This window comes from Halopiger djelfimassiliensis (assembly GCF_000455365.1).
GTDB classification, from domain to species: domain Archaea; phylum Halobacteriota; class Halobacteria; order Halobacteriales; family Natrialbaceae; genus Halopiger_B; species Halopiger_B djelfimassiliensis.
The window spans coordinates 85523-109205 of record NZ_HG315687.1 but is presented as its reverse complement, the minus strand read 5'-3'; the positions used below and the strand labels follow the sequence as shown (position 1 = coordinate 109205).

At 64.4% G+C, this 23683-nt stretch carries 24 protein-coding genes; 12 read left to right on the top strand and 12 right to left on the bottom strand.

Going from position 1 to position 23683, the window contains the following annotated elements:
* Positions 1–2 precede the first annotated feature (2 nt).
* Positions 3–2384 carry an ATP-dependent DNA helicase gene (locus TX80_RS15930; RefSeq protein WP_049924231.1) on the bottom strand — a complete coding sequence of 794 codons (2382 nt, stop codon included), beginning with the start codon at positions 2382–2384 and terminating at the stop codon, positions 3–5.
* 247 nt (positions 2385–2631) lie between these two features.
* Between TX80_RS15930 and TX80_RS15925 the strand changes: the two genes are divergently transcribed.
* Together TX80_RS15925 and TX80_RS15920 are read left to right on the top strand one after the other, a co-directional pair.
* The gene (locus tag TX80_RS15925) at positions 2632–2871 is read left to right on the top strand and encodes a DUF7127 family protein (RefSeq protein ID WP_049924230.1); all 240 of its coding nucleotides are present in this window, start codon (positions 2632–2634) and stop codon (positions 2869–2871) included.
* 51 nt (positions 2872–2922) lie between these two features.
* Positions 2923–3504, top strand: a complete 582-nt coding sequence (locus TX80_RS15920) for a DUF1684 domain-containing protein (RefSeq protein WP_049924229.1) — start codon at positions 2923–2925, stop codon at positions 3502–3504.
* Positions 3505–3663: 159 nt separating this feature from the next.
* Here the strand turns inward: TX80_RS15920 and TX80_RS15915 are convergent, their stop codons facing one another.
* Positions 3664–4344, bottom strand: a complete 681-nt coding sequence (locus tag TX80_RS15915) for a class I SAM-dependent methyltransferase (protein WP_049924228.1) — start codon at positions 4342–4344, stop codon at positions 3664–3666.
* Positions 4345–4781: 437 nt separating this feature from the next.
* Between TX80_RS15915 and TX80_RS15910 the strand changes: the two genes are divergently transcribed.
* Together TX80_RS15910 and TX80_RS15905 are read left to right on the top strand one after the other, a co-directional pair.
* Positions 4782–5360, top strand: a complete 579-nt coding sequence (locus TX80_RS15910) for a DUF7090 family protein (protein WP_049924226.1) — start codon at positions 4782–4784, stop codon at positions 5358–5360.
* A 30-nt stretch (positions 5361–5390) separates the two neighbouring features.
* On the top strand, positions 5391–5750 hold the full coding sequence (locus TX80_RS15905) for a nucleoside triphosphate pyrophosphohydrolase (RefSeq protein ID WP_049924225.1): 360 nt from the start codon (positions 5391–5393) through the stop codon (positions 5748–5750).
* A 64-nt stretch (positions 5751–5814) separates the two neighbouring features.
* On the opposite strand, the gene TX80_RS15900 is transcribed toward TX80_RS15905, so the two are convergent.
* From TX80_RS15900 to TX80_RS15885, 5 genes are all read right to left on the bottom strand, one after another.
* Positions 5815–6597 (bottom strand): DUF7089 family protein, encoded by a 783-nt coding sequence (locus tag TX80_RS15900; protein ID WP_049924224.1) that lies wholly within the window; start codon positions 6595–6597, stop codon positions 5815–5817.
* On the bottom strand, positions 6597–6689 hold the full coding sequence (locus TX80_RS20165; protein ID WP_449271537.1) for a hypothetical protein: 93 nt from the start codon (positions 6687–6689) through the stop codon (positions 6597–6599). The genes TX80_RS15900 and TX80_RS20165 overlap by 1 nt, the downstream gene beginning before the upstream one ends.
* Before the next feature lie 87 nt (positions 6690–6776).
* On the bottom strand, positions 6777–7754 hold the full coding sequence (locus TX80_RS15895) for an OapC/ArvC family zinc-ribbon domain-containing protein (protein ID WP_049924223.1): 978 nt from the start codon (positions 7752–7754) through the stop codon (positions 6777–6779).
* A complete protein-coding gene (locus TX80_RS15890) occupies positions 7754–8155 on the bottom strand; it encodes a DUF2073 domain-containing protein (protein WP_049924222.1) in 402 nt (133 codons plus the stop codon). Before TX80_RS15890 ends, TX80_RS15895 begins: the two co-directional genes overlap by 1 nt.
* 5 nt (positions 8156–8160) lie before the next feature.
* On the bottom strand, positions 8161–8799 hold the full coding sequence (locus TX80_RS15885; protein ID WP_049924221.1) for an Era-like GTP-binding protein: 639 nt from the start codon (positions 8797–8799) through the stop codon (positions 8161–8163).
* Between the two features lie 1071 nt (positions 8800–9870).
* Between TX80_RS15885 and TX80_RS15880 the strand changes: the two genes are divergently transcribed.
* Both TX80_RS15880 and TX80_RS15875 read left to right on the top strand, forming a co-directional pair.
* Complete coding sequence (locus tag TX80_RS15880) at positions 9871–11643, top strand: Cdc6/Cdc18 family protein (protein WP_049924220.1); 1773 nt, start codon at positions 9871–9873, stop codon at positions 11641–11643.
* 93 nt (positions 11644–11736) lie between these two features.
* Entirely contained in the window at positions 11737–12177 is a 441-nt protein-coding gene (locus TX80_RS15875; RefSeq protein ID WP_049924219.1) for a hypothetical protein, read from the top strand.
* Between the two features lie 216 nt (positions 12178–12393).
* Here the strand turns inward: TX80_RS15875 and TX80_RS15870 are convergent, their stop codons facing one another.
* Together TX80_RS15870 and TX80_RS15865 are read right to left on the bottom strand one after the other, a co-directional pair.
* Positions 12394–13359 (bottom strand): S26 family signal peptidase, encoded by a 966-nt coding sequence (locus tag TX80_RS15870; protein WP_049924218.1) that lies wholly within the window; start codon positions 13357–13359, stop codon positions 12394–12396.
* Positions 13360–13414: 55 nt separating this feature from the next.
* Positions 13415–14323 (bottom strand): S26 family signal peptidase, encoded by a 909-nt coding sequence (locus TX80_RS15865; protein ID WP_049924217.1) that lies wholly within the window; start codon positions 14321–14323, stop codon positions 13415–13417.
* A 142-nt stretch (positions 14324–14465) separates the two neighbouring features.
* Here TX80_RS15865 and TX80_RS15860 point away from each other — a divergent pair, with 142 nt between their 5' ends.
* A complete protein-coding gene (locus TX80_RS15860; RefSeq protein WP_049924216.1) occupies positions 14466–16097 on the top strand; it encodes a DNA-directed DNA polymerase II small subunit in 1632 nt (543 codons plus the stop codon).
* Between the two features lie 83 nt (positions 16098–16180).
* On the opposite strand, the gene TX80_RS15855 is transcribed toward TX80_RS15860, so the two are convergent.
* The gene (locus tag TX80_RS15855) at positions 16181–16621 is read right to left on the bottom strand and encodes a hypothetical protein (RefSeq protein WP_049924214.1); all 441 of its coding nucleotides are present in this window, start codon (positions 16619–16621) and stop codon (positions 16181–16183) included.
* A gap of 216 nt (positions 16622–16837) precedes the next feature.
* Between TX80_RS15855 and TX80_RS15850 the strand changes: the two genes are divergently transcribed.
* From TX80_RS15850 to TX80_RS15840, 3 genes are all read left to right on the top strand, one after another.
* Positions 16838–18016, top strand: a complete 1179-nt coding sequence (locus TX80_RS15850) for an aspartate kinase (RefSeq protein WP_049924212.1) — start codon at positions 16838–16840, stop codon at positions 18014–18016.
* 197 nt (positions 18017–18213) lie between these two features.
* Positions 18214–18717 carry a hypothetical protein gene (locus TX80_RS15845; RefSeq protein WP_049924211.1) on the top strand — a complete coding sequence of 168 codons (504 nt, stop codon included), beginning with the start codon at positions 18214–18216 and terminating at the stop codon, positions 18715–18717.
* Positions 18718–18849: 132 nt separating this feature from the next.
* Positions 18850–20208 carry a tryptophanase gene (locus tag TX80_RS15840; protein ID WP_049924210.1) on the top strand — a complete coding sequence of 453 codons (1359 nt, stop codon included), beginning with the start codon at positions 18850–18852 and terminating at the stop codon, positions 20206–20208.
* A 48-nt stretch (positions 20209–20256) separates the two neighbouring features.
* Here TX80_RS15840 and TX80_RS15835 read toward each other — a convergent pair whose 3' ends face one another.
* Both TX80_RS15835 and TX80_RS15830 read right to left on the bottom strand, forming a co-directional pair.
* Positions 20257–20619, bottom strand: a complete 363-nt coding sequence (locus tag TX80_RS15835) for a hypothetical protein (protein ID WP_049924209.1) — start codon at positions 20617–20619, stop codon at positions 20257–20259.
* Between the two features lie 63 nt (positions 20620–20682).
* Complete coding sequence (locus tag TX80_RS15830; RefSeq protein ID WP_049924208.1) at positions 20683–21771, bottom strand: thiamine ABC transporter substrate-binding protein; 1089 nt, start codon at positions 21769–21771, stop codon at positions 20683–20685.
* Positions 21772–21860: 89 nt separating this feature from the next.
* Here TX80_RS15830 and TX80_RS15825 point away from each other — a divergent pair, with 89 nt between their 5' ends.
* Positions 21861–22994 (top strand): AI-2E family transporter, encoded by a 1134-nt coding sequence (locus tag TX80_RS15825; protein ID WP_049924207.1) that lies wholly within the window; start codon positions 21861–21863, stop codon positions 22992–22994.
* A 49-nt stretch (positions 22995–23043) separates the two neighbouring features.
* A complete protein-coding gene (locus tag TX80_RS15820; RefSeq protein ID WP_049924206.1) occupies positions 23044–23676 on the top strand; it encodes a DUF5518 domain-containing protein in 633 nt (210 codons plus the stop codon).
* Positions 23677–23683: the final 7 nt, after the last annotated feature.

Sequence of the window (23683 nt, the reverse complement as noted above, 5' to 3'; positions counted from 1 at the left end):
GCTCAGTTCGACGCCGACTCGAGCGTCGACCGGAACCGTTCGAGACCGACCTCGAGCATGTCGGGGCTGACGGGCTGGAACTCGCCGTCGTCGGGCAGGTACGGTCGCACGGAGTCCCAGCTATCGCGGGCGTACCGTTCGTCGAGGAGGACGCGAACGCCGACGTCCTCGGGCGAACGGATGACGCGACCGATCGCCTGCCGAGCCTTTCGGACGGCGGGGATCGTCAGCGCGTAGGTAAAGCCGTCCCCGAACTCGTCGTCGTAGGCCCGACGAACCGCCGTCGTGCGCGGACTCGAGGTGTTGACGATCGGGACCCCACAGACCACGGCGGCCGAAAGCCGGTCGCCGCTGTAGTCGACCCCTTCGGTCAAGGTCCCGCGGAGACTCGTCACGAGCACCTTCCCGTCGCCGGCGAAGAACTCGCTTTTGAGCGACTCCGTCGCCTCGTCGTCGCTGGAGGCATCGAGCAAAACCGGTTTCGAAACCCGGTCCTCGAGGACGCCCGCGAGCCATTCGGCCTCGCTGTAACTGGGCATCCCGACGAGGACGTTGCCCGGCAGACGGGCGACCTTCGTGATGGCGTCGGTGTAGTGGGTTCTCGTCGGGTTCTCCTCGCCCGGCCGGCCGCGGTTGTCGTAGGTGAACTTCGGCGCGGCGACCGCGAAGCTCTCGCGGTGTTCCTCGGGGAAGTGCAGACCGTAGCGCCGCTTGACGACCGGTCTGTCGTGCTCGCGTTCGAGGTACTGCAAGCCCGTGACTTCGGTGAAGGCGTCCATCGGCTCGAGCGTGGCGCTCATCAGGATGCCGCCGCCGAAAGTGCCGAGACGCTCGCCGATGGCATCGCTCGGCACGCAGTTGTGCAGGGCAAGACGTGCGGTGTAGGCCCGTCGCCAGGAGTCCCCGGGTTCGGTGTCGTTCCAGGTTCGCTCGAGTTCGATCTCCCGGAAGTAGTCCGTGTGGCCCCGCCGATACCACTCGCCGAGAACGCGGCCGACCGCGGGCGCTGCGCGAGTGCGGTCCTCGTCCTCGGCCTCGTTGAGGATCCGCGCGACGACCGCACCGACTGACTCGGCACGGACCCAGTCGGCGTCGCCGTATCCCGCTTCGCGAGCCCACTCGGTGAGTTCGTCCTCGCCCGGTTCGCCCGGGTCGCGCAGCGGAATCTCGTCGTCCTCGAGGTCGGGCAGGTTCGACTGCCACCCCCTGTGTTTCCGGTCGAGATGCGCCGTGATTCGGCGGTCGAGTTCGCTCCGCAGATCGCCGATGAACTCGAGGGTACGGTTGAGTTCGTCGTACGTGACGTCGCTATCGTCGAGTTCCGCGCGCACGAGGTCGGCGTCGGCGGTCTTGGAGCCGCCCTGTGCGTTGCGACCCTCGCGCTCGAACTTGATCGGCTGGATGACCCGCGAGAGTTCGGTCTCGGCGTCCCGCAGCGTCGCGTCCGCCACGCCGTCGCTGACCAGATCACGCACGCGAGGCTCGAGCATGTGAGCCTCGTCGCAGACGACGAACGTCGACTCGTCCAGCACGGCTCCGGTAAACGAGCCGGTGGTCCGGGGATCGAACGCGTGGTAGTAGTTTCCGATGACGACCTCGACGTGACCCAGCACGGCCCCCATCACCGAGTGAGGGCAGGTTCCGTGTGCCGCCGAGCGCGCGACGAGATCCGCGGGCGTGATCATCCCCGCGTCGGTGAAGTCGTATGGAACCGCCTCGGCGGCGTCGCCGTCGCTTCCCTCCTCGGGCAGGTCATCGAGGTACTGCGCGTAGAACGGACAGTACTCGGTTTCGGCACCGACCGGGCCGCCGTCGCCGTACTCGGGAAGCGCCGGCGGGTACGGCGTCGGCTCACCCGCCGTCTCGAGAAAGCGACCGTCGTTCCGGCTGCCGCTGTCGGCCAGCCCGATCTGCTGGCTGCGGGCGCGAGCAGCGAGGTTCTCGGCGGTCGTCTCGCCTCCCTCGCCCGTGAGGTCGCGGGTGCGGTCCCGAAGCGTGTCACACCGGTCGTAGACATTCCCGTCGTCGATCCCCCCCGCGCCTTCGCGGTTGTACGGGCAGACGTCGGCCTTTCCGACGAGCGTGAGTCCGGAGACGGGACGGGAGTCGGCGGGCAGGTTCTCGTTGATCGTCTCGAGGTCCGCCTCGAACTGGCGCAGTTGCTGTTTGACGCTCGTGAGGACGAACACGCGCTCGTAGTCGGTGTCCGGATCGCGTACGAGGTCGATCCCCGCGGTGAGCGCGATCATCGTCTTCCCGGTGCCACAGGCACCCTCGATGACGGTGTAGCCGCCCTCTCGAGCGGTGTCGATGGCGGTCTCGATGCCGTCGACCTGCTCGTCGTAGGGGTGCTCGTGGCCGAAGATCGAGCGCCAGTCGGTCATTCCTCGTCTACTCGGGGACGGTCGTCCATAGCGTTGACGGACTCCGTTAGCCGCGCCATGGGACAAAAACCCGCGGTCGAGGCGGCGGTCCGCTTGCATATCCGGGCACGAACCGCGCCGGACGGTGGACCGAGACGCCGAATCGTCCCATACGGGCGCTTCGCGGGTGTGGTCCGTCGTCTCTATCGTTCTCCGACCGGATGCTGCCGGCGTGCTCCTTTACCTGACTCGACCCCTATCCGCGCATATGAAGGTCCCCCACTCGTTGAAGAAGGTCGGCCGAAACGACGCCGTCGTCCGCACGTTCGAGTACGACGACGGCAGCGTCATCGCGGTCGACTTCGGGAACTCCGCCGCGGACATCGAAATGGACGTCGTCGGTTCGACCGCGATCATCGTCGCCGACGGCGAGCAGTTCGAGTTCGAACTCCCGCCCGAGGCCAGCGACGTCATCGCGCGAAACGGCGTGCTTACGATCGAAGACTAGCCGACGAGAGCGAAACGCAACCCATTCCCGTCCCGCGGCGCTTGGTCCGGTATGAGCGATGCCGACGCCATCGACGTCGACCGCTGGCGCGAGGAACTCGAGGCCAAACGCGCCGAAAAGGACGAGTTCTTCGCCACCCATCAACAGTCGCCGATTCCGCCCGGAGAGCGGGACGACTTCGACGGACTGGACTACTTCGAACCGGATCCCGACTACCGCGTGACCGCGACGGCGACGGTCCACGACGACCCGGCGGTCGTCCTGATGGACACGACCGCCGGCCGGGAAATGCGCTATTTACGCGTCGTGACGCTCGAGTTCGATCTCGATCGCGGCGACGAGGACCTCGAGAACGGCACCTACGAACTCGGGGCCTACCGACTCGAACGTCCGAACGAGGAGGGGTTGTTCATTCCCTTCCGGGACAAAACGACCGGCCAGCAAACCTACGAGGGCGGCCGGTACATGGAACTCGCGCCGGAGCGGGATCTCGAGGACGGCGACGAGATCGTTCTCGATTTCAATCTCGCATACAACCCCTTCTGTGCGTTCAGCGACACCTTCGACTGTCCGCTCCCGCCCGAAGAAAACTGGCTCGAGGTAGCGATTCCGGCGGGCGAACGGATGGGGTAAAGTCGTCTACCGATCAGGGTCGTTTCCGCTCGAGACTCGCGGCGAAAACCACCCTACGGGGAGCGGGTTCGAGTCGAAACAACGGGGTTCTAGAAACGGGATAATTCGAACCGAAACGGAGGTGTGGTGGCTCAGGAAAAACGATGGTTCGAGTCGAACTCAGGGGGCGACGCCGACGGTCAGCAACGTCCCGTACTCGCGGTAGCGTTCGACCATCGCCTCGCGGGTCTCCCAGTCCTCGGTGGGGAACTCGGCTTCGGCGGGGATCGTAATCTCGCGGTCGGGGATGTTGTCCTGTTCGGCGACGGCCAGTCCGGCGTCGCGGAAGGCCTCGCGGTACTGCTTGCGATCCCAGCGGGTCATCTCGATGTCGATGAACTCCTGCCACTCGTGGGAGTGGACGTTCTCCTCGTAGTAGTTGACGGCACAGTAGAAGGTCCCGCCCGGCCGGAGCACGCGGGCGATCTCCTCGAGCGTTTCGTGTGGATCGGCGGCGTAGTAGAACGCTTCCATCGACCACACGTGATCGATCGAGTCGGTCGCAAACGGGAGCGATCCGAAGTCCCCGACGACGTACCCGACCCGTTCGTCGTCCGTATACGATGCGGCGTTGCGAGCCATCTCGGGCGAGCCGTCGAGGCCGTAGACGCGACCCGCGTCCTTCGTCTCCCGGAGTGCACGGCCGGCATACCCGCTGCCACAGCCCAGATCGAGGACGGTGTCGCCGGGTTCGACCGGGAGCCGTGCAAGCGCGTGTTTGGCGGTATGCCAGTGGCGCTCTTCCATGCCTTTGTCGCGACCGCTCGTAGCCCACTCGTCGAACTCCTCGCGTACGCTCATACACGAGGAATCGACCCCCGGCCGCAAAACGCGTTCGACTCGAGGCGATGGGTCGGTTCACCGAAACGGCGCGGTTCCGATCGGGGACCCGAGATCGGCTCGACCGACAGATTCTTTAGGGTGGCCTAAAAATACTGTAGCGAAGAGGTTTAGGTTGGCCGAAAATCCGTGGGCATCGGATTCGGACCGAGCGAACAGCATCCGCTGTTCCCTTTTTCGTCGCCTCTTCCGGACGAACGGACACCTCCGGAGCGACGGGATCGATCGGTATCGGTTCCACTGGAACCGGAGGGGTTCGTTCCCGCGATCCCGGGTGGGTGACTGGAACCGAAGTGGGACGTAGGAAGGGGACGGACGGTGAGCCGAGCCGCCCGGACCGGCGTGAACTCACCGACATCCGCACTATTAAGTCAGTGCCGGAAGTTGTTCACGGCAATATGGACTACAGGCTCGAGATCGACGACACGCCGGAGACGGTCCCCGGTGGGACGGGGATTCTCCTGCTTCATCCGAGCACGGGGGAAACCGACCGCATCGACACCGACTTTCTCAAGACCGACACCGACAATTTCCTCGTCGTCTCGACCCGAACGACCGCTCGTGAAGTCAAACAGAAACTCGAACACTACGACGTCGACGAGGAGCGCGCCGAGATCCTCGATACGCTGAGCATCGAACGGGGCTACTCCCGACGCTCGAGCGATACCGTCCACTACGTCGCCGCACCCGACGACGTCGACGGCATCGTCGACCATATCGACGGCTTTCTGGCGGACAACGACGGCAAGCTCCGGCTCAGTTTCGACTCCGTGACCGAACTCGCCTACTACGCCGGCGACGACGCGGCACTCGAGGCCGTCGAACGGATTCTCGAACTCCTCGAAGAACACGACGCCGTCGGTCTCTTTCATCTCTCCGAGGAACCCCACGACGGGTCGCTCGTCGACGACTTCCGCGAACGCTTCGACGGCGTGATCGACCTGAACGAAAACGGAACCGTCGAAACCGAATTCTAAACACCGTTCGTTTAGCCATCCACTCACCGTATGCCGTCCGAATCCGACGACCGCGTCACCGAATACGACAAGCTCGTTCGTGATCGAATCCCGGAACGCATCGAGTCAGCCGGCGAGCGGCCGGTAACTCACGTCGCCGACGACGACGAGTACGCCGACAGACTCGCAGCGAAGCTTACGGAAGAGGCCGAAGAGTTCGAGGAGTCCCGGCAGTTCGAAGAACTGGCCGATGTGCTCGAGGTCGTTCACGCGATCCTCGACGCACGAGGAACGTCCCTGTCCGAACTCGAGGATCGCCGTCACAGGAAACGGTCGGACCGGGGAGGGTTCGAGGAGCGTCTCGTCCTCGAGCGCGTCGAACCGACCGAAGCAGCGGAAAAAACGGAATAGCGGAGCCGGCCGTCAGCTCGTTTTCGGACGCGTCGAACGGCTCTTTTTCGAGCGTATCGAGCATCTACTCCTCGAGCGCGTCGAACGTCTTCTCGGCCCACCTGACCGCGAACTCGGGTCCGTGATCCCGGTAGGCGTCGGTATCGAGCGCTGCGAACGGCGCTGGAAGTTCGATCGCGTGTTTGATCGCCGCACAGGCGAGTTCCGTCGCATCGGCGAAGTCGGTATCGCCGCGGGCGACGGCCCGGGGAAGCCCGGCAACGCGGTCCTCGAGCCGACCGCCGGCGTCCTGCCAGGCCGCCGCGAGTTCGGGTCGCTCGTCGTGCCACTCGGCGAAGATCGTCCGCGTTTGCAGCCCGATCCAGCCGTCGTACAGCGCCGCGGCGATCTGATAGGTGCTGTTGGGATCGAGATCGATCGCTCGATCGAGTTCGAGGTACTCGTCCTCGAAAAAGCCGATAAAGTGTTCGGGGACATCGAGGCCGAGTTCGACGAACGCCTCCGCGAGCAGGAACTCGAGGAACGACTCGGGTGATCCCTCGACCCGCGGTTTGACCAGCACGACCGGCGGGTCGGTCTGTCGGGTCCAGACGACGCTGCCGTCGCCCGGCATCCCGATCGTGAGGTCCGAACTCGCATACCGGGCCAGCAGCCGCGGCGCGTCGTCGGGAAGCCACGCGCCGGGATAGCTCGCCGGCTCGAGCGTCTCAACTACCAACCCGAGGTCCTCGGCGAGCGCGGGTGGCAGCGTCTCGAAGTCCCGTTCGCAGTCGAAGACAAGTGACTCCGGCGCGTGCTCGTCCCGAACGTCGTCGAGCGGGTCCGAGAGGTCGCGAGCCTCGAACATCAGGCGGCGAAAACCTGCTGGAAGACGATCAGGATCGACAACAGCGCCGAGACCGCGACCGTCGCGAGAACGATCTTGGTTGCAGTGCTCATACCCGGACGCTATCACGCGCATCGCTTAAAACCATCTGTCTCGTCGCGGCTGGGCTCGGAAACGGGTCGCCGTCGGCGACCGGGAGATCACTCCTCGCCGTCACGCCACGAGTCGGGCACGTCGATGACGTACCGGCCGTCCTCCTGCAACGAGATGATATACTCCTCCCGGTTGTAGAGTTCCATCAGGTTGAGTTCGTACTGCCCGGGACGGACGATTTTGATGCTCTCGAACTGCTCGTTGAGTTCCGCCCGGAGTTCCTCGATCGACGGGCTCTCGCCCGACGGTTCGCTGACGACGCGGCCGCGATCCGACGGTGGCGTCTCGCCGTCGTCGGCCGGCGGTGTCTCCGCGTCGCCCGCATCGATACCAGCATCGGCATCGGCGGCTCCTCCGGCGTCGAACGACGACTTGCTCTCGTCGGCGGCGGACGGCAGGTCGGTCGACGAAACGACTTCGCTTCGGGCGTCGGCCTGCGCCGAGTTCTCGCTGTCCGCAAGCGTCGAGAGACCGGTTCCCTCGTCCTGACTCGGCGACTCCTCGGACGTGACCGTCCACGACGATTCGGTCGTCTCGGCTCCGTCGGAAGGGGCGGATTCACCGGCGTCGTTCTCGTCCGAGTCGTCCGTGGCCGACGATCGGTCCTCGGGTCGGCGGGCCGTATCGGGCCACTCCGCGAATCCGTCGGCTTCCGACGAGTTACTGGCCGTCTCGTTCGAAGAGGTCGCTGGGTCGGATTTCGGCGGCGGGCTCGATCCCGACGACTGGGCATCACTCTCCGTCCCGGCGTCCCCGGAAGAACTCGAGTCGGAGGACATGAGGTCACGAACGGTTTCGGCGGCTCGTGTCGTCATACTATCGGGTTCCGATCCCGACTCGACTGCCTGATCCGTGGCTCCGGACCCGCCGGACTGCTCGGACGTGGACGGCCCGGACGATCCAGTCGTCCCGGTACCGGATGGGGCAAACTGGAACTTGTTTCCGCCACAGTCGGGACACCCCGACAGCATCTCCTTGGAGCCGTCGGGGAACGTCCGACCGCAGTTCGTACATTCGTGTGGCATTAGTCTCGGGACACGAGCGCACTGATGAGCGTTTCGTCCTTGTGTAGCGTTTCGATCTGGTTTGCCGGGCCGATCACCGTCAGCTTCGCCGTCGACTCCTCGTTGCCCATGAGTCGACCGAGCAGCGAGGAGTCGCCCGTTTCCGATTTCGGATACGTCTCGATCTCGATCCCGTTGAACTCGTCCGGGCTGATTTCGGCCATCGTCACCTCGATGAGCCGGCTCTCCTCGTCCGGCGTCAATCCCTCCTCGAGGATGACGATGTTGCCGTCGTGGACGCCGTCGAGGATCATCCGGATCTTCTCCATCGTGGCCATGTCTTCCATGCGTTCGCCACTGATGAGGTCGATCTGGACGCCATCCGGACCGTCCGAGTCCTCCGCGTTAGTTGCTTTCGGCATCGTTATCACCCGAAGTATTCCGCGATCGAGTCGTACACTTCGTCCATGTTGTCGCCTTCCTTCGCCGAGAGAGGGATCGTCTTGTGCTGTGGGAAGGCGTCCTCGATTCGTTTCACGCTCGATTCGTCCAGATCGATCTTGTTCGCGAAGATCAACACCGGGAGATCGCGGGATTCGATGATACCGATCAACATCGTATTGACCTGCGTGATCGGATCTTCCGCGCTATCGAGTACGTAGATGACGCCGTCGACGTCCTCGCGAAGCCAGTGCATCGCCTCGGCGACGCCTTCGGTCGCTTCGCGAGACCGGCGGATCGCGTCGTCCTCGTCCATCTCGTCGGTGAACTCCTCGTAATCGACTTTCGTCGTCACGCCGGGCGTGTCGACGATGTCGATCGTCACCGTCTTCCCGTTTCGTTCGATCTCGACGTTTTCTTTTCTTCGCGCGCGTCGCGTCTCGTGGGGGACGTGGCTCTCCGTGCCGATAGCGTCGCCGGTCCAGTCACGAGCGATGCGGTTTGCAAGCGTAGTCTTTCCTGCGTTAGGCGGACCGTAGATACCGATTCGTTTGGGTTCCTGCTCGGAGAACAGGCGGTCCGTAACCCGAGAGATACTATCTTTGAGTTCTGTGAACAGTCCCATCGTTGGGGCCCTCCAGCACCGCGGGGTGCGTCTGACCGTACTACTGACTGGACCCACTTAAGCCTACGTCAAACGCATTGACTATCCAACACGAGAGAATTGTGATAGCATGAGACACCCACGCTCGTACGAACGATCAAATCCTCGAACAAGGTAACTGGACCCCGGACGGGAGATCAGAGACGAATTTGGGTGAATCTCACCCGATGACAAGAGGAATACATATGTGTTTAAATACCATTTCATAGCCCTCCGACGAGATGGGCGTTCCGAACCGGCCACGGATCCCCCCACCCCTTCGTTTCAACTGGAGACGAGTGATGGAGGGAACGGAAATCGGATGGCTCCGACTTCTGTTGCCCCCTGATTTCTCCTCGAAAGCAGGAAGACACCCCGCTCCGGAGGATTTTCCGGGAAAGCGACTGTTCTAGTAACTCGGGCGGCTAATATCGAAAATACTAGTTGAGACTAGCAACTAAAACCATACCGTCTAGTAAAATCTTCTTTTTGCTAGGAGTGCGGATGCTGTTTCTCCTCTAATAACATAAAACCCTCCCTTCTAGAGAACCCCCTCCCCCACCCCATCCGTTCGACCGTTCCAGTTGAAACGAAGGGGTGGGGGAGGGGGGTCCTCATCTCCGCTTACCTTTGGTAGCATACACCACTGTCCCTCTGTACCACGGTGTGTCGTTCTCCGAGGAGTCACCAGCCGGCCCAATCCGAACCATCCCAACATAATATGATCGGAGCTATCCCCCGGTTGGAAGGTTCTCGATCACAGTCCAAGACCCCGTCCCGATTCGCAATCCGGTCCGAACCGTCCACTGCAGGAACGGAGTCAAGACCGATTGCTCGAGTCGTCCAACACTTACGCGCGTATCAATAATATACTAGAGCGACAAATCGAAGGGAAGAATTTAATACCGTGGTCTTCCTCTGCTTCGTTTGCATCAACTGGATTCGAACCTGGATACTGGGATCGTAGATGAGCCGGTTTGGCTCGTCTACAGTTCAATATTCCTGCTTTCGGGTTCGACTTCCACCTGAAACGAAGGGGTGCGTGTACGACGAATGTCAGACGACGACGGGAACCCCCCGGGTTCGGAAGACGTCAGGGGAGACGAAACACACGGATTCTCGACGGACTTCGGTAGTGACGACCTCGGCGACGAGGAGTCAAATCAGGGACTGTTCGACGATCTGCTCAGCGGGGAACCGATCTTCGAGAACAAGGAAGTGTTGCGTCCGTCCTATACGCCACACGAACTCCCACACCGGAGCGATCAGATCAACAAGATGGCGACGATCCTCGTCGCCGCGCTCCGCGGTGAAACGCCGTCGAACATCCTCATCTACGGCAAAACGGGGACGGGAAAGACGGCCAGCGCGAAGTTCGTCAGCAAGGAACTCGAGAGTACCTCCCAGAAGTACAGCGTCCCCTGTGACGTCGAGTACATCAACTGCGAGGTGACCGACACGCAGTATCGCGTTCTGGCGCAACTCGCTAACAAGTTCATCGAGAAAAACAAGAGTCGGATCGACGATCGGATCGAGACGCTCGAGGACCTCCTGTCGTCCCTCGAGGACTACGAGGATTCATCCGATGGCTCGGCCGCTACCGGAGAGGACGAGGCCGATCTCTTCGAGACGCTCGAGGACGACCTTTCCGGTTCGGACGGCCTCGATGGGGCCGGTGACGATGAGCCAACCGATGCCGACGGCTCCGGTTCAACTGGAGACGAAATCGGTCCGCAGCACGGCGGTTCTCCAGTCGAAACGGAGGGGTATTCGTCGGCCGATGATTCGGACTCGAGCGTCGACGGGTCGGGTGAAACCGACCCCGAGTCCCCCGCCGAAACCGCCCTTCCACCGGACCATCCGCTCGAGTCGACTCCCTTCGAGACCCGCAGCGATCTCGAGGAACGGATCGAGACGCTCGAGGAGGACAAGGAATCGTTCGAGGAAGTTCCGATGACCGGCTGGCCGACCGATCGAGTCTACAGCGTCTTCTTCGATGCGGTCGACTACGACGAACGGGTCGTCGTCATCATGTTAGACGAGATCGACAAACTCGTCGAGAAAAGCGGCGACGATACCCTGTACAATCTCTCGCGGATGAACTCCGAACTCGAGAACTCGCGGGTGTCGATCATCGGTATCTCGAACGACCTCAAATTCACCGACTTCCTCGACCCCCGGGTCAAATCCTCGCTGGGCGAGGAGGAGATCGTCTTCCCGCCCTACGACGCCAACCAGCTCCGGGACATCCTGAAACATCGATCGGAGGTCGCGTTCAAGGAGGGCGCGCTCTCGGACGACGTGATTCCGCTGTGTGCCGCGTTCGCCGCACAGGAACACGGGGATGCGCGCCGTGCGCTCGATCTGCTTCGGACCGCTGGCGAGCTGGCCGAGCGGTCCCAGTCCGAGACGATCGTCGAGGAACACGTCCGGCAGGCCCAGGACAAGATCGAACTCGACCGGGTCGTCGAGGTCGTCCGGACGCTCCCCACCCAGAGCAAACTCGTCCTCTTTGCGATCATCCTGCTCGAGAAAAACGGGGTTCACAGCATCAACACGGGCGAGGTCTTCAACATCTACAAGCGCCTCTGTGAAGAGATCGACGCGGACGTTCTGACCCAGCGGCGGGTCACGGACCTGATCAGCGAACTGGACATGCTCGGGATCGTCAACGCCGTCGTCGTCTCGAAGGGGCGGTACGGCCGTACCAAGGAGATCAGTCTCTCGGTCCCGCTCGAGGAGACCGAGGCGGTCCTGTTGTCCGATTCCCGGCTGAGCGACATCGACGACATCCAGCCGTTCGTACAGGCACGGTTCGAGAACTGACGTGCGAGACCGATCCGTGTCCGCCGTAGGAGACACGAGCGGAAAACCGGCGTACTCGATGGACCGATATAGCTGGGATGGATTCGTTTCGACATGAAGCGACGGGACGTCATCGGCGCGACGGCGAGTATCGCGTCGCTCGCCGGCTGTGTGTTCGCGGACCGAAAAGTCGAGTACGAACGCGGCGAGATCGAGGTCGTCGTCGACGGAACGGCGGTCGATCTCTCCGCCGACCGATACCAGTCCGAGAACGCCGCCGACGACTCGATCCGGTTTCACCTCCATGAACGCGACGACTACTGGTACATGGAGGGAGACCCCGTGACGTTCGCCGAAGGAATTGACCTGTTGCCCCACTTCGAGTACACACAGCAAGCGGGTGCCCACGTCGTGACCATCGACGGCACCGTTTACGACGGTCGCGACTCCGACACGGAGATCATCTTCTCCGTTGACGGCGATCCCGTCGATCCGAACGGGTACGTCCCCGAACACGGCGACGAACTCCGCCTCCGGATCACGACCGGCGACTGATCCCGTCACTCGGCGGTCGCCGCTCTCGATCGTCAACCGCCCTTTCCTCGCTCGCCAACCCCTCGCGGTCGAGAAAGCAGATCGTCCCGCGTTTCGACCCGACTCTCGGCCCGTCGTTTCACCTCGAGTCGTCGGTCGGCCCGGCGGTCGAAGAATGCGTGTGCGACCGGGGATCGGACAACGGTCGAAAGCAAAGCCGGAGCGCCGGGCTCTCGCTCAGTTCCGGTATCGGCGGCCGGTGAGTGCGACGCCGGCACCGAGGCCTGCGCTTACTCCCGTGGCGACTCCCGTGAGTCCGGAGACGCCGGCGGTCTCGGTCGGTCCGGCGGACGGACTCGAACCGGCTGCAGTCGCCCCGCCGATTCCCGGCGTCGGAGATGGCGTCGGGACTACCATGCCGCCGATGACTTTGTCGAACGTCAGCCGGATGTGGCCGAGCCACGGGATCCGGACCATCGCTTTCCCCGTGATCCACTCGGGTTTCACGACGTCGGTTTTCGCACCGCCCCTGACCTGATCGTAGCCCGGGTTGTCGTCCCCTTTCGTGATGAACCCGTCGTACTCGGCGGGACAGGTTTGGACCTCGGTACAGGTGGCTCCGCCGACGTACTCCTCGTTGGCTTTCGTGTCGACCCAGTTTTCGCCCTCCTCGACCCAGAAGTGTGCCCGATGGATCACCGGCGTCCGGTATTCGCTTCCGTCGGGCTTGAAGACGATGACGTCGCCCGGGTTGCCGAACTTCTCGTGGCCGGTCTCCGCGCCGCTTTCGCGGGTAACGATGCCCGTCCCGTCGACGGGACCGTCCCCGACGAACCGACCGTTGTCGACGACGAAAATGAGATCCCCACGCTCCATGTTGGGCTCCATGCTGCCGCTCTCGACGGCGACCAGTGGCGGCCAGATGCCGCTGACGGCAAAGAGTACGAGCCCGAGCACCGCGACGAGAGCGACGCTGCTGAGGACGTCCCGGACCACGACGACGGTGTCGTCCTCGGTCCGCAGGAACCAGCGGACGACCCCGTCGTCCTCGATCGTCACAGTACTCGACTCGGCGGCCTCCGTCGACCGCTCGGGTGGGTTTCGTTCGCTACCGGTGGTCCGCTCCTGATGATCACGGCCGTCGCGTCCGTGTCCGCCGCCGTCAGGATCATCAGCCGGATCACCGGGATTGGAACCGCTCATCGTCACCCGTTTTGCGAGGCCGGGAAATCAACTTTCTGCTCTCGGGGGGAAGCGATTACATCGCGGTCGAAGCGATCCCGGGCCCCGATGCGGTGACGCGTCCGGTCTCGAGGGGGCCGGCCGCCGGCGTGGACGGTCCCATCGCGGACAACTTCGACTCGACCGTCAGGCGGAGGTAGCCGATCCACGGTGCCCGGACCATCGCTTTTCCCGTCACCCACTCGGGTTTGATGACGGTGGTCTCCGCCCCGCGGTTCGGAAGCTGATCGTAGCCCCCGTTGGCATCCCCTTTGGTAACGAACCCGTCGTGAGGGGCCGGACACGCCGCCAGTTCGTCGCAGGTACGGCCGTCGACGGCGACAGGATCGGCCTTGGTTTCCACCCAGTTTTCGCCCTCCTCGACCCAGAAGTGTGCCCGATGGATCACCGGCGTCCGGGACTCGCTTCCGTCGGGCTTGAAGACGATGACGTCGCCAGGATCGCCGAACTTCTCGTGGCCGGTCTCAACGCCGTTCTCGCGCGGGACGATACCCGTTCCGTCCACGTGATCGTCCCCGACGAACCGGTCGTCGTCGACGACGAAGACGAGGTCGCCCGTTTGCATATTCGGTGTCATACTCGGGCTTTCGATGACGACCAGCGGCGGCCAGATGCCGCTGATGGCGAAGAGCACGAGGCCGAGCACTACAACGAGGGCGACGCCGCTGAGGACATCCCGGGCCACGACGACGGTGTCGTCTTCGCTCCGGAGGAACCAGCGGACGATACCGTCGTCCTCGATCGTGACCGTCTCCCTGTCGCCGTTTTCCGTCGTCTCGCTTCTCGAGGCCGAACCGCGCCCGGAAGCGTCGGACGTGGCCGGGCCGTCACCGGTTTCGGTCCGCGGATCGATCTCCGCATCGGAGCGGTTCTCTCTATCGTCGGCCGCGGAAGCCCCGCGGGAATCGGAGTCGGACCTCCCCATCGGTCGAAGGATTTCTCGGCGACGGTGATCAATATGATGTTTGTTCTCGGCTGAAACGTAGACGGCTGGCAACGAGCAGTGCAGCGAAACGGCCGACGTGGGTTTCGCTAGCCTTTTCTCTCCGGTCACGAATGCGAGTCGTGTGCCACTCGAGGGGTCCGCCCGGATCGTCAGTGAACTCACCAGCCGCGGGTACAACGCCGAGCGCGAGGCCGTAACGAAGATCGCGTCGTCAGACGACTCCCGCGCCGTCCTCGAGCGCGTCATCGAGGAAATGCCGGAGGACGCGCTGGTCGTTCGTCCGACACACGTCGAGGCGGTCCTCACGGAAGCCGCCGGGCGTTCGAACGGACCCGGCGCGCAACGGGCCGCCGATTCCGGCGGTGGGACTGGACCCGAAACGGGCGGTGAGACGGCCGCCTCCACGGATCGTGCCGTTCAGTCCAACCCTTCGCAGGAAGACCCCTCCGTTTCAACTGGAACCGGTACGGCGACGGCCGGCGAATCGAGTTCGGGATCTCCAGTTGAAACGGAGGGGTCGGCCTCCGACCGTACTGGTGGTTTCGGGGAGCGAGATCTCGAGATCGCCAACGACATGACCGGCCAGAGTACGGGTACGGGGGAGTACGAGGACTTCGTCTCGGTCTTTCGCGACCGACTCGAGCGACTCGGATCGAAACTCCGGGGGCGGGTCAATCACCGTCCGGCGACATCGATCGAGTCGATGCCGGGCGGAAGCGAGGTCGCGATGGTCGGTCTCGTCAACGACGTTCGTTCGACGGCCAGCGGCCACTGGCTGATCGAACTCGAGGACGCCACGGGGACCTTTCCGTGGCTGGTGATGAAGGATCGGGAGTACGTCGAGCTGGTCGACGAGTTGCTCTGTGACGAGGTGCTGGCGATGGAGGGGACGCTGTCGGACGATTCGGGGATCGCGTTCGTCGACTCGATGTACTTCCCCGACGTTCCCCGGACCCACGAGCCGTCGACGGCGGATCGTCACGTTCAGGCGGCGCTGATCAGCGACGTCCACGTCGGCAGCGAGGAGTTCATGGAAGACGCCTGGAACCGGTTTGCCGACTGGCTCCACACCGAGGAGGCCCAGCACGTCGAGTACCTGCTGATCGGCGGCGACATGGTCGAGGGGGTCGGCGTCTACCCCGATCAGGACGAGGAACTCGACATCATCGACATCTACGACCAGTACCGGGCCTTCAACGAGCATTTAAAACGGGTCCCCGGCGACCTCGAGATCGTCATGATTCCCGGCAACCACGACGCGGTCCGGCTCGCTGAACCCCAGCCGGGGTTCGACGAGGAACTCAGGGGGATCATGTCCGCCCACGATCCACGGATCGTGAGCAACCCGTCGACGGTGACGATCGAGGGCGTGTCCGTGCTGATGTACCACGGCGTCTCGCTGGACGAGGTGATCGCGGAACTGCCCGAGGAGAAGGCCAACTACGACGAACCGCACAAGGCGATGTACCAGTTGCTCAAAAAGCGCCACGTCGCGCCCCAGTTCGGGGGCCACACCCGGCTTGCACCCGAAGAGAAGGACTACCTCGTGATCGACGAGGTCCCCGACATCTTCCATACTGGCCACGTCCACAAACTCGGCTTCGGGAAGTACCACAGCGTGCTCGCGATCAACTCCGGCTGCTGGCAGGCCCAGACCGATTTCCAGAAGAGCGTCAACATCGACCCCGACGCCGGCTACGCGCCGATCGTCGACCTCGATACGCTGGATGTGACCGTCCAGAAGTTCAGTTGAGTGACTGGGCGATGGCAACCCTGTTCCGGAGCCTACTGCCGCTCGAGTCCCAGCTTTCCACCGCCGACGGGACCCAGCGGCGGCTATGACGGCTCGAGTCGAAACCGGACCGTCGGCGCGCCGTTGAACCGCGGCCCTTGCCCCTGCCGTTCGAAGCCGAGTTCTTCGGCGGCGTCTTTGATTGCGTCGGTCTCTGGCGATACCAGCACTTCGACGGACATCGACTCGCGTTCGGCAAACCGGACCGGTTCCGCGAGGAGTCGCTTGCAGGCTTCCGGCGTTCCGTCAAGTTGGGTGACGTGAACGGTGTCTTCCCGCGCGTCGAAACTGATGAACCCGAGCAGGTCCTCGGGATCGGAGCCGTCGTACTGCGAACTCGAGACGTCGGCGTTGGGATCGTGGCTCCCGTCCTCCGCGACGCGTACCGTCCGGTCGTGGACGAGATTGCGCATCACGTCGGTCGGCGAGTCGGCGATCGCCGCCAGCGCGTCGGCGTCGGCCTCGAGTGCGTCCCGTACGTTCATTAGCGTGTGGTAATGCTATGCACGACCATAAATCCAGTCCGCGATAGCGTCCGGTGACGCCGACGGCGGCGGCCGTTCCAGTGGACCAGCGCCCGAGCGAAGGTGTCGGAACACAGGTAAAAATGCGAGCGATGGGACACAGTTATCTGCTCGCTCTGGTAACGAAGGGAGTATGAGCCACGCCACCAGTACGCGAACGTTTAGTGAGGTGTCAGCATGCGGGTCGTAGCCAAGTTCGGCGGGACGAGTCTCGGCAGCGGGGACCGGATCAACCGCGCCGCGGACTCGATCGCGGCCGCCGTCGAGGACGGCCACGAGATCGCCGTCGTCGCCAGCGCGATGGGATCGACGACGGACGACCTGCTCGAGGAGATCACGTTCGAGACCGACGAGGCCGACCGCGCCCAGATCGTCAGCATGGGCGAGCGCACGTCGGTGCGGATGCTCAAGGCGGCGCTGTCTGCCCGCGACATCGACGCGACCTTCCTCGAACCCGGCAGCGACGACTGGCCGGTCGTCACCGACGAGTACGGCGAGGTAAACGTCGAGGAGACCCGGCAACGCGCGTTCGAGGTCGCCGAGGAGCTAGACGAGACGGTGCCGGTCATCACCGGGTTCCTCGCGGAGGGGCCGGACGGTTCGATCACGACCCTCGGTCGCGGGGGCAGCGATACGACCGCCGTGATGATGGGCAAGTACATGGACGCCGACGAGGTCGTCATCGTCACCGACGTCGAGGGCGTCATGACCGGCGATCCCCACGTCGTCGAGGGCGCACGCAACGTCGGCAAGATCTCCGTCGACGAACTCCGGAACCTCTCGTTTCGCGGTGCCGAAGTCGTCGCTCCCTCCGCGCTGTCGTACAAGGACGGGACCCTCGACGTTCGAGTCGTCCACTACCAGCACGGTGACCTCCTCTCGGGCGGGACGAGCATCGAGGGCGAGTTCAGGAACCTCGTGGATCTGCGCGAACGCCCGCTCGCCTGTCTGACCGTCGCCGGCCGCGCGATCCGCAACCAGCCCGGTATCTTCCATCACCTCTCGGCGGCCCTTTCCGAGAGCGACATCAACATCGACGCCGTCGCCAGCGGGATGGATACGGTTACCTTCTACATCGACGAGGAGGAGGCCGAACGCGCCGAGAACATCCTCCACCGCGAGGTCATCGCCCGCGACGAACTCTCGAGTGTCACCGTCGATTCCCCGGTCGCCGTCGTCCGCGTCACTGGCGGCGAACTCCCCAGCCAGCCGGGGATCATCAGCGAGATCGTCACGCCGCTGGCCGAGGAACGGATCCACCTGCAGGACGTCATCACGAGCGCGACCAGCGTCGCGCTGTTCGTCGAGTGGGATGACCGCGAGAAGACCCTCGAGTTGACACAGGACCTCTTCTAGCCCGCCACCGGGCGGTCGTCTCGAGTCCCGCGTTCGAAGCCAAGCAAGCAGCGCCGCGTCGATGCGCAGTCAATCGGCCGTTGACTCGAATCGGTAGGGTTGTCGTGCGTAGCCGTAGTCTGTCAGGGGCCGGATACAGCGTCGCACTCGCGGGTAATCGGCCCGTAACGAAAGGCTCCGTCGTGGAGGCCGGGCGTATGAGTACGGACCCGACAGTAACGGAAGTGTTCGAGGACGTCGATGCCGACCCCGACGCCGTTCTCGCCGCACACGATGTCGATTCGCCGGCGGACCTCGTTGCTGCCGGCGGCGATCACGATCCGGGAACCGACGCCGCCGTCGACGCGGACGACCTGACTGCCGCGGAACTGTTCGCCGATCTCGCGTCCCTCTCGCCCGACGCCGAACGGGCGGACGCGATCGGTGATGAGCGCGAAACCGCCGACGGCGGACCCGCTCTGCCGGACGAAACGGTGTTCGTCGCCGAGCCGTCGGTCACGGTCCGTCCGGACGACCCTGCACTCGAGGCGATCACGTTCGAGACCGACGGTCGGTCCCGTTCCGAATCTACGACGGGGCCGGAACTCGTCGGCCCCGATCCGACGCCGACGCGGATCGAAAACGATGCCTTCGGCGGGGCGGTCGACACCGACGACGGAACCGACTTCCGCTGGGCCGAGGACGACCACAGCCGGGACTGAACCCGTCGTCCCGATAGCGGCGTTTCGAAGTTGCGCATCACTGAACGGACTCGTCCCCCGCTTCTCGAGTCGGGTCGTCGGCCCGCAGGTTTCGTCAATCGAATTGAACTGTCTCCACGTTACAGGAGGCGTATGGTCGCGTACAAGTCGAAGATGGTCGAACGGATCAGGCTCCCCTCGCGGGAACAGCGGGAACACAACCTCGACGCCGCCGGGTACAACGTCTTCAACCTGAACAGCGAGGAGGTCTTCATCGATCTGTTGACCGACAGCGGGACCGGAGCGATGAGCGACGCCCAGTGGGCCGCGCTGATCCGCGGCGACGAAGCGTACGCGGGATCGAAGAGCTTCGACCGGCTCGAGTCGGCCGTCCGGGACGTGATGGGGTTTTCCCACATCGTGCCGACCCATCAGGGGCGTGGCGCTGAGAACGTCCTGTACGGGTCGCTCCTTTCGGAGGGCGACGTCGTCCTCAACAACACGCACTTCGATACCACCCGTGCCCACGTCGCAAATCAGGGGGCAGACCCGGTCGACTGTCCGGTCGAGACCGCACACGACCCCGATTCGGAGGACCCGTTCAAGGGGAATTTCTCGATCGATCGAGCGCGGACGGTCGTCGACGAGGTAGGGGCCGAGCACGTCCCGGTTGTCGTCCAGACGATCACGAACAACTCCGCTGCCGGACAGCCGGTCAGCGTCGACAACACTCGCCGCGTCCGGGAGTTCGCGGACGAAATCGACGCGACGTTCGTCATCGACGCCTGTCGGTTCGCGGAGAACGCCTACTTCGTCACCCAGCGGGAAGACGAGTTCGCCGACCCGGAGACGGACATCGTCGACGTCACCCGCGAACAGCTCGGCTACGCCGACGCGATCGTAATGAGCGGCAAGAAGGACGGCCTGGTGAACGTCGGCGGGTTCGTCGCCACCGACGACCGAACGCTGTTCGAACGGTGCAAGCAACGGGCGATCCTTTACGAGGGCTTTCCGACCTACGGCGGGATGGCCGGCCGGGACGTCGCCGCGATGGCCGTCGGCCTCCGTGAAGCCGTCGAGGAGGCGTACGTCGCCGATCGCGTCGAACAGGTCCGGGAGTTCGGCGCTCAACTCGCGGCGGCCGACGTCCCGGTCTATACGCCGACCAGCGGCCACGCGGTCTACCTCGACGCCGGCGAGGCCCTCCCGCACCTCCCGGACGAGGCGTTCCCCGGGCAGGCGCTGGTCTGTGAACTCTACCGCGAAGGCGGCGTTCGAGGCGTCGAACTCGGGAGCTTCGCGTTCCCCGACACCGACCGCCCGGAACTCGTCCGGCTCGCGGTGCCGCGCCGGACCTACCACCGGGAACACTTCGACCACGTCGTCGAGACCGCAGCGTCCGTCCTGGAATCCCCCGAGGAGATCCCCGGACTCGAGATCACGGCCAATCCGGCAACTCCAGAACTCCGTCACTTCACGGCCGAACTCGAGCCGCTGTCCGATTCGGTCTGAGGAGCACGTCGGCTCGGGAACGTGACCGATCGCCTCGAGCGCCCGTCGTTATTCGGACAGCGAGAGCACGCCGCGGGCGCGGTCCCGCAGGGTCGGTTCGGGCTCTTGCTCCCCGAACCGCTGTCTGGCGAGGTTCCGGACCCCTTGCCGTGCCGGTTCGGATCTCGCGATGTCCGCCACCCAGTCGGGGACCTGTGATTCGATCTCCGTCCGCTTTTCTTCCTTGAGTTGGCTGTACTGTCGCAGTACGAGCCCGACGCCGAGGAACAGGGCGGCGTCGGCCAGTTCCCGTCGGAACCGTTCTCGATCGTCGCGTACCGCGATCGCTTTCACGAGCGAGAGAACGCCGATCCCGAGGTAGAGCTTCGAACTCCGCGATGGGTCGCTGCTGAGTAGCCGTCGAAGCGCCATGCGAAGCGACGTACCACGTTCCCAGTTATAAAACTGCGCTGGAGCCCCGGGTCGGCGGGCGGTTCAACCGTCCATTTCGGCGCTCCAGTCCTCGAGTCGTCCCCGGAGTTCGCCGCGGAGGTCGTCGTAGGTCGCCGTTACCGTCTCCGGTGGCTCCCGGGCGTGATCCAGAAACGCGTCTTCGAGGTCGACGTACTGGCGTTCGACCGCGGGGAACTGGACGTTCCGCGCGGCGATTTCGGCCTGTGCTCGACTCGAGAGCACGAAGTCGACGAACTCGTAGGCGAGGTCGGGCCGCCGGCGTTCCGAAAAGACCGCGACTCCTTCCGTGTTCTCGTAGCCCCGCTCGTCGAGGGGGGTAATCCGGTGTCGGCGGAGGTCCCTGTCGGCGGCGTTCGCACCGACCCTGTCGGTCGAGTACGAGACGACCATCGGTCGCTCTCGGCGGACGTACGCGTCGTACGCGTCCGTCCAGCTTTCGAGCACGTGAACGTCGTTCTCCCGAAGGTCCCGCCAGAACGACAGGTAGTCGTCGCCGTACGCGGCGACGGTCCACCACAGAAACGCCCGGCCCGGATCCGAGCGGCGGGGATCCTGAACGAGCAGCGAGGCGTCGTACGCCGACGTGCGCAGTTCGTCGAACGCCTCGGGGGGGTCGATCGCGGTGCCGTCTCGGACGAGGGTCACGTAGCCCGTATCGAACGGCACCACCCTGTCGTGTGGCTCCTCGAACCCGAGGTCGTCGCGGACTCGCCCGTCGTGCTCGAGGCGCTCCCGGTCGAGGCTCTCGAACAACCGCTGTCCGGGCGCGAGCGCGTCGTCGACGATGGCGAGTTCGCCGGCGGTCAGACCGAGGTAGACGTCGGCATCGATCGCCGCGCCGTACCGGGCACGCTGGATGTAGTGGTCGATGCCCGATTCCGGGATCGTCCACTCGACCGTGGCGTCCTCGGTCGCGTCCTCGAACGCGTCGCCGAGCCAGCGGCCGGCCGGGCGCCCCCCGGCGGCCATCGAGGTGTAGCTGGCGACGCGCAACGGCCCGTCCTCGTCGATCGGGTCCTCGTCCTCGCCGGTCCGCGTTAGACAGCCGGCGAGGCCGATGCCCGCGACCGATCCGCCGCCGACGCCGCGGACGAACGTCCGTCGCCTCATCGTTCGTCCCTTTCGTTCGGCATGCTTAAGGACCGTTCCCCGGTTCGATCAGTCCGAAGGATTTTATCGGTTCGGTGAGAGTCACGGATGTGACAGCGAACGCGGAGACGGAAACCCCGCCATCGAATCGGACTCGACGGTACGTCCTCGCGGGTGTCGTTGTGTTGCTCGGAATCGTTACCGGTGGCATTTTACTCGAGGTTCTCGGGACGATCCTGTTCGCGCTGACGGTTGCGTACGTACTGTTGCCGGTTCAGGGATGGCTCGTCCGGCGCGGACTCACGGAGTGGACGGGCGCCGCCGCCGCGACCCTGCTCGGATTCGTGGGTGCACTGGCGGTCTTCTCGCCGATCCTGGGGACGCTCTATCTCCGCCTCGACGAGATCATCGCCGTCGTCGAGGGACTCCCCGACGAGCTAGCGATTTCCCTCTTCGAGATCACGTACACGATCGAGGCCGCACAGGTACAGGCGCTCGCGATCGACTTCCTCACCGGAGTCGCGGGCTCGTTTGCGCTGCAGCTTCCGGTGCTCGCGATCAAGTTCGCGCTTTTCGTCATCCTGCTGTTTGCAATCTTGCTCAAAGGTGACGCCGCCGGTCGGGCCGCTATCGCACCGATCCCCCACGAGTATCGGGACGTCGCGTACGCGCTGGCGACGCGTGCTCGCGAGACGCTGTACGCGATCTACGTCTTGCAACTCGCGACGTCGGTCGCCACGTTTCTCGTGGCCTACCCGCTGTTCTGGCTGCTCGGCTACGACGCGGCGTTTATGCTCGCGCTCATCGGCGCTATCCTGCAGTTCGTCCCGATCATCGGTCCGAGTCTGCTCGTCGTCCCGATCGCTGGCTATCACGTCGCTGCCGGCGAACTCGTCGCCGCGACGCTGATCGGCGTGCTCGGAATCGTCTTCGTCGCCTGGCTGCCCGATATCGCCGTTCGGCCGCGGCTGGCCCGCCGATCCGCGGGCCTCCCCGGAAGCCTCTATTTCGTCGGCTTCACCGGCGGCCTCTTTACGCTCGGTGCGATCGGCATCGTCGTCGGCCCGCTGCTCGTGGCCGTCTTCGTCGAGTCCGTCGATCTGCTCGCCGACGAGGTCAACGGCGAGGTCACGCTCGCCGATCCGAGTCTCGAGGAGCCGCCGGAGGAGACGGGGTCCGACGCCGGTTCCGGAGTCGAAACCACCCACTCCGAGGAACCGGACTCACAGCTCGCCGACGACTGAGTCCGACGGGAGCACCGACGCTTTTCCGTCTGCTCGTCGTCGGGACAGTATGGTGAGCGGCCGAACCGTCATCCACGCGATCGTCGGTGCCGTCGTCGGGATCGTCCTGTCGTTTATCCCGTTTTCGACCGTGATCGGGGGCGCAGTGGCCGGCTTTCTCGAGGGACCGAACGGTCGCAACGGAGCTATCGTCGGCGCGCTCGCGGGAGCGGTTACGTTCGTTCCGTTCGCCGCGATGGCGTTGTTCATGCTCGGTATCGTCGGCTTCGGGATGGGCGTCACCGCCGTCCCGATCGAGGGGTTCGCGTTCGTGTTGCTCGTGACCGCACTGCTCTCGATGACCGTCCTGCTCTATACCGTCGGGCTGTCGCTCGTCGGCGGCTATCTCGGCGCGTACCTCGCGCGGGAGTATCCGGAACACCGAACGAGTACGCGTCGCTCGATCGGGATGGAAGCGGGTCGCCCGTCCGGCCGACGGCGGCCGGAAGCGCCTCCCCAGAGAGCCCGAGAACGGGACGAACCGGACGCGTTCGGATCGGATCGCGACGAGCACGACGGGGTCAGACAGGACGCGCCGGCAGCCGAGCGGTTCGATCCGACGCGGTGGCACGAAGAGCGCGAGTCGGACTCCGCTCCCGAACGCGACCGGGAACGCAACCGCGAGTCCGAACCCAACGAGTAGCCGCCGC

Bases quoted from the DNA above. Each gene is read 5' to 3' on its own strand.
- TX80_RS15880 (WP_049924220.1), top strand. From the start codon at position 9,871: ATGTCAGACGACGACGGGAACCCCCCGGGTTCGGAAGACGTCAGGGGA.
- TX80_RS15930 (WP_049924231.1), bottom strand. From the start codon at position 2,384: ATGACCGACTGGCGCTCGATCTTCGGCCACGAGCACCCCTACGACGAG.
- TX80_RS15850 (WP_049924212.1), top strand. From the start codon at position 16,838: ATGCGGGTCGTAGCCAAGTTCGGCGGGACGAGTCTCGGCAGCGGGGAC.
- TX80_RS15840 (WP_049924210.1), top strand. From the start codon at position 18,850: ATGGTCGCGTACAAGTCGAAGATGGTCGAACGGATCAGGCTCCCCTCG.
- TX80_RS15905 (WP_049924225.1), top strand. From the start codon at position 5,391: ATGCCGTCCGAATCCGACGACCGCGTCACCGAATACGACAAGCTCGTT.
- TX80_RS15895 (WP_049924223.1), bottom strand. From the start codon at position 7,754: ATGCCACACGAATGTACGAACTGCGGTCGGACGTTCCCCGACGGCTCC.
- TX80_RS15835 (WP_049924209.1), bottom strand. From the start codon at position 20,619: ATGGCGCTTCGACGGCTACTCAGCAGCGACCCATCGCGGAGTTCGAAG.
- TX80_RS15855 (WP_049924214.1), bottom strand. From the start codon at position 16,621: ATGAACGTACGGGACGCACTCGAGGCCGACGCCGACGCGCTGGCGGCG.
- TX80_RS15870 (WP_049924218.1), bottom strand. From the start codon at position 13,359: ATGAGCGGTTCCAATCCCGGTGATCCGGCTGATGATCCTGACGGCGGC.
- TX80_RS15830 (WP_049924208.1), bottom strand. From the start codon at position 21,771: ATGAGGCGACGGACGTTCGTCCGCGGCGTCGGCGGCGGATCGGTCGCG.
- TX80_RS20165 (WP_449271537.1), bottom strand. From the start codon at position 6,689: ATGAGCACTGCAACCAAGATCGTTCTCGCGACGGTCGCGGTCTCGGCG.
- TX80_RS15845 (WP_049924211.1), top strand. From the start codon at position 18,214: ATGAGTACGGACCCGACAGTAACGGAAGTGTTCGAGGACGTCGATGCC.
- TX80_RS15875 (WP_049924219.1), top strand. From the start codon at position 11,737: ATGAAGCGACGGGACGTCATCGGCGCGACGGCGAGTATCGCGTCGCTC.
- TX80_RS15925 (WP_049924230.1), top strand. From the start codon at position 2,632: ATGAAGGTCCCCCACTCGTTGAAGAAGGTCGGCCGAAACGACGCCGTC.
- TX80_RS15890 (WP_049924222.1), bottom strand. From the start codon at position 8,155: ATGCCGAAAGCAACTAACGCGGAGGACTCGGACGGTCCGGATGGCGTC.
- TX80_RS15910 (WP_049924226.1), top strand. From the start codon at position 4,782: ATGGACTACAGGCTCGAGATCGACGACACGCCGGAGACGGTCCCCGGT.
- TX80_RS15900 (WP_049924224.1), bottom strand. From the start codon at position 6,597: ATGTTCGAGGCTCGCGACCTCTCGGACCCGCTCGACGACGTTCGGGAC.
- TX80_RS15865 (WP_049924217.1), bottom strand. From the start codon at position 14,323: ATGGGGAGGTCCGACTCCGATTCCCGCGGGGCTTCCGCGGCCGACGAT.
- TX80_RS15920 (WP_049924229.1), top strand. From the start codon at position 2,923: ATGAGCGATGCCGACGCCATCGACGTCGACCGCTGGCGCGAGGAACTC.
- TX80_RS15885 (WP_049924221.1), bottom strand. From the start codon at position 8,799: ATGGGACTGTTCACAGAACTCAAAGATAGTATCTCTCGGGTTACGGAC.
- TX80_RS15820 (WP_049924206.1), top strand. From the start codon at position 23,044: ATGGTGAGCGGCCGAACCGTCATCCACGCGATCGTCGGTGCCGTCGTC.
- TX80_RS15915 (WP_049924228.1), bottom strand. From the start codon at position 4,344: ATGAGCGTACGCGAGGAGTTCGACGAGTGGGCTACGAGCGGTCGCGAC.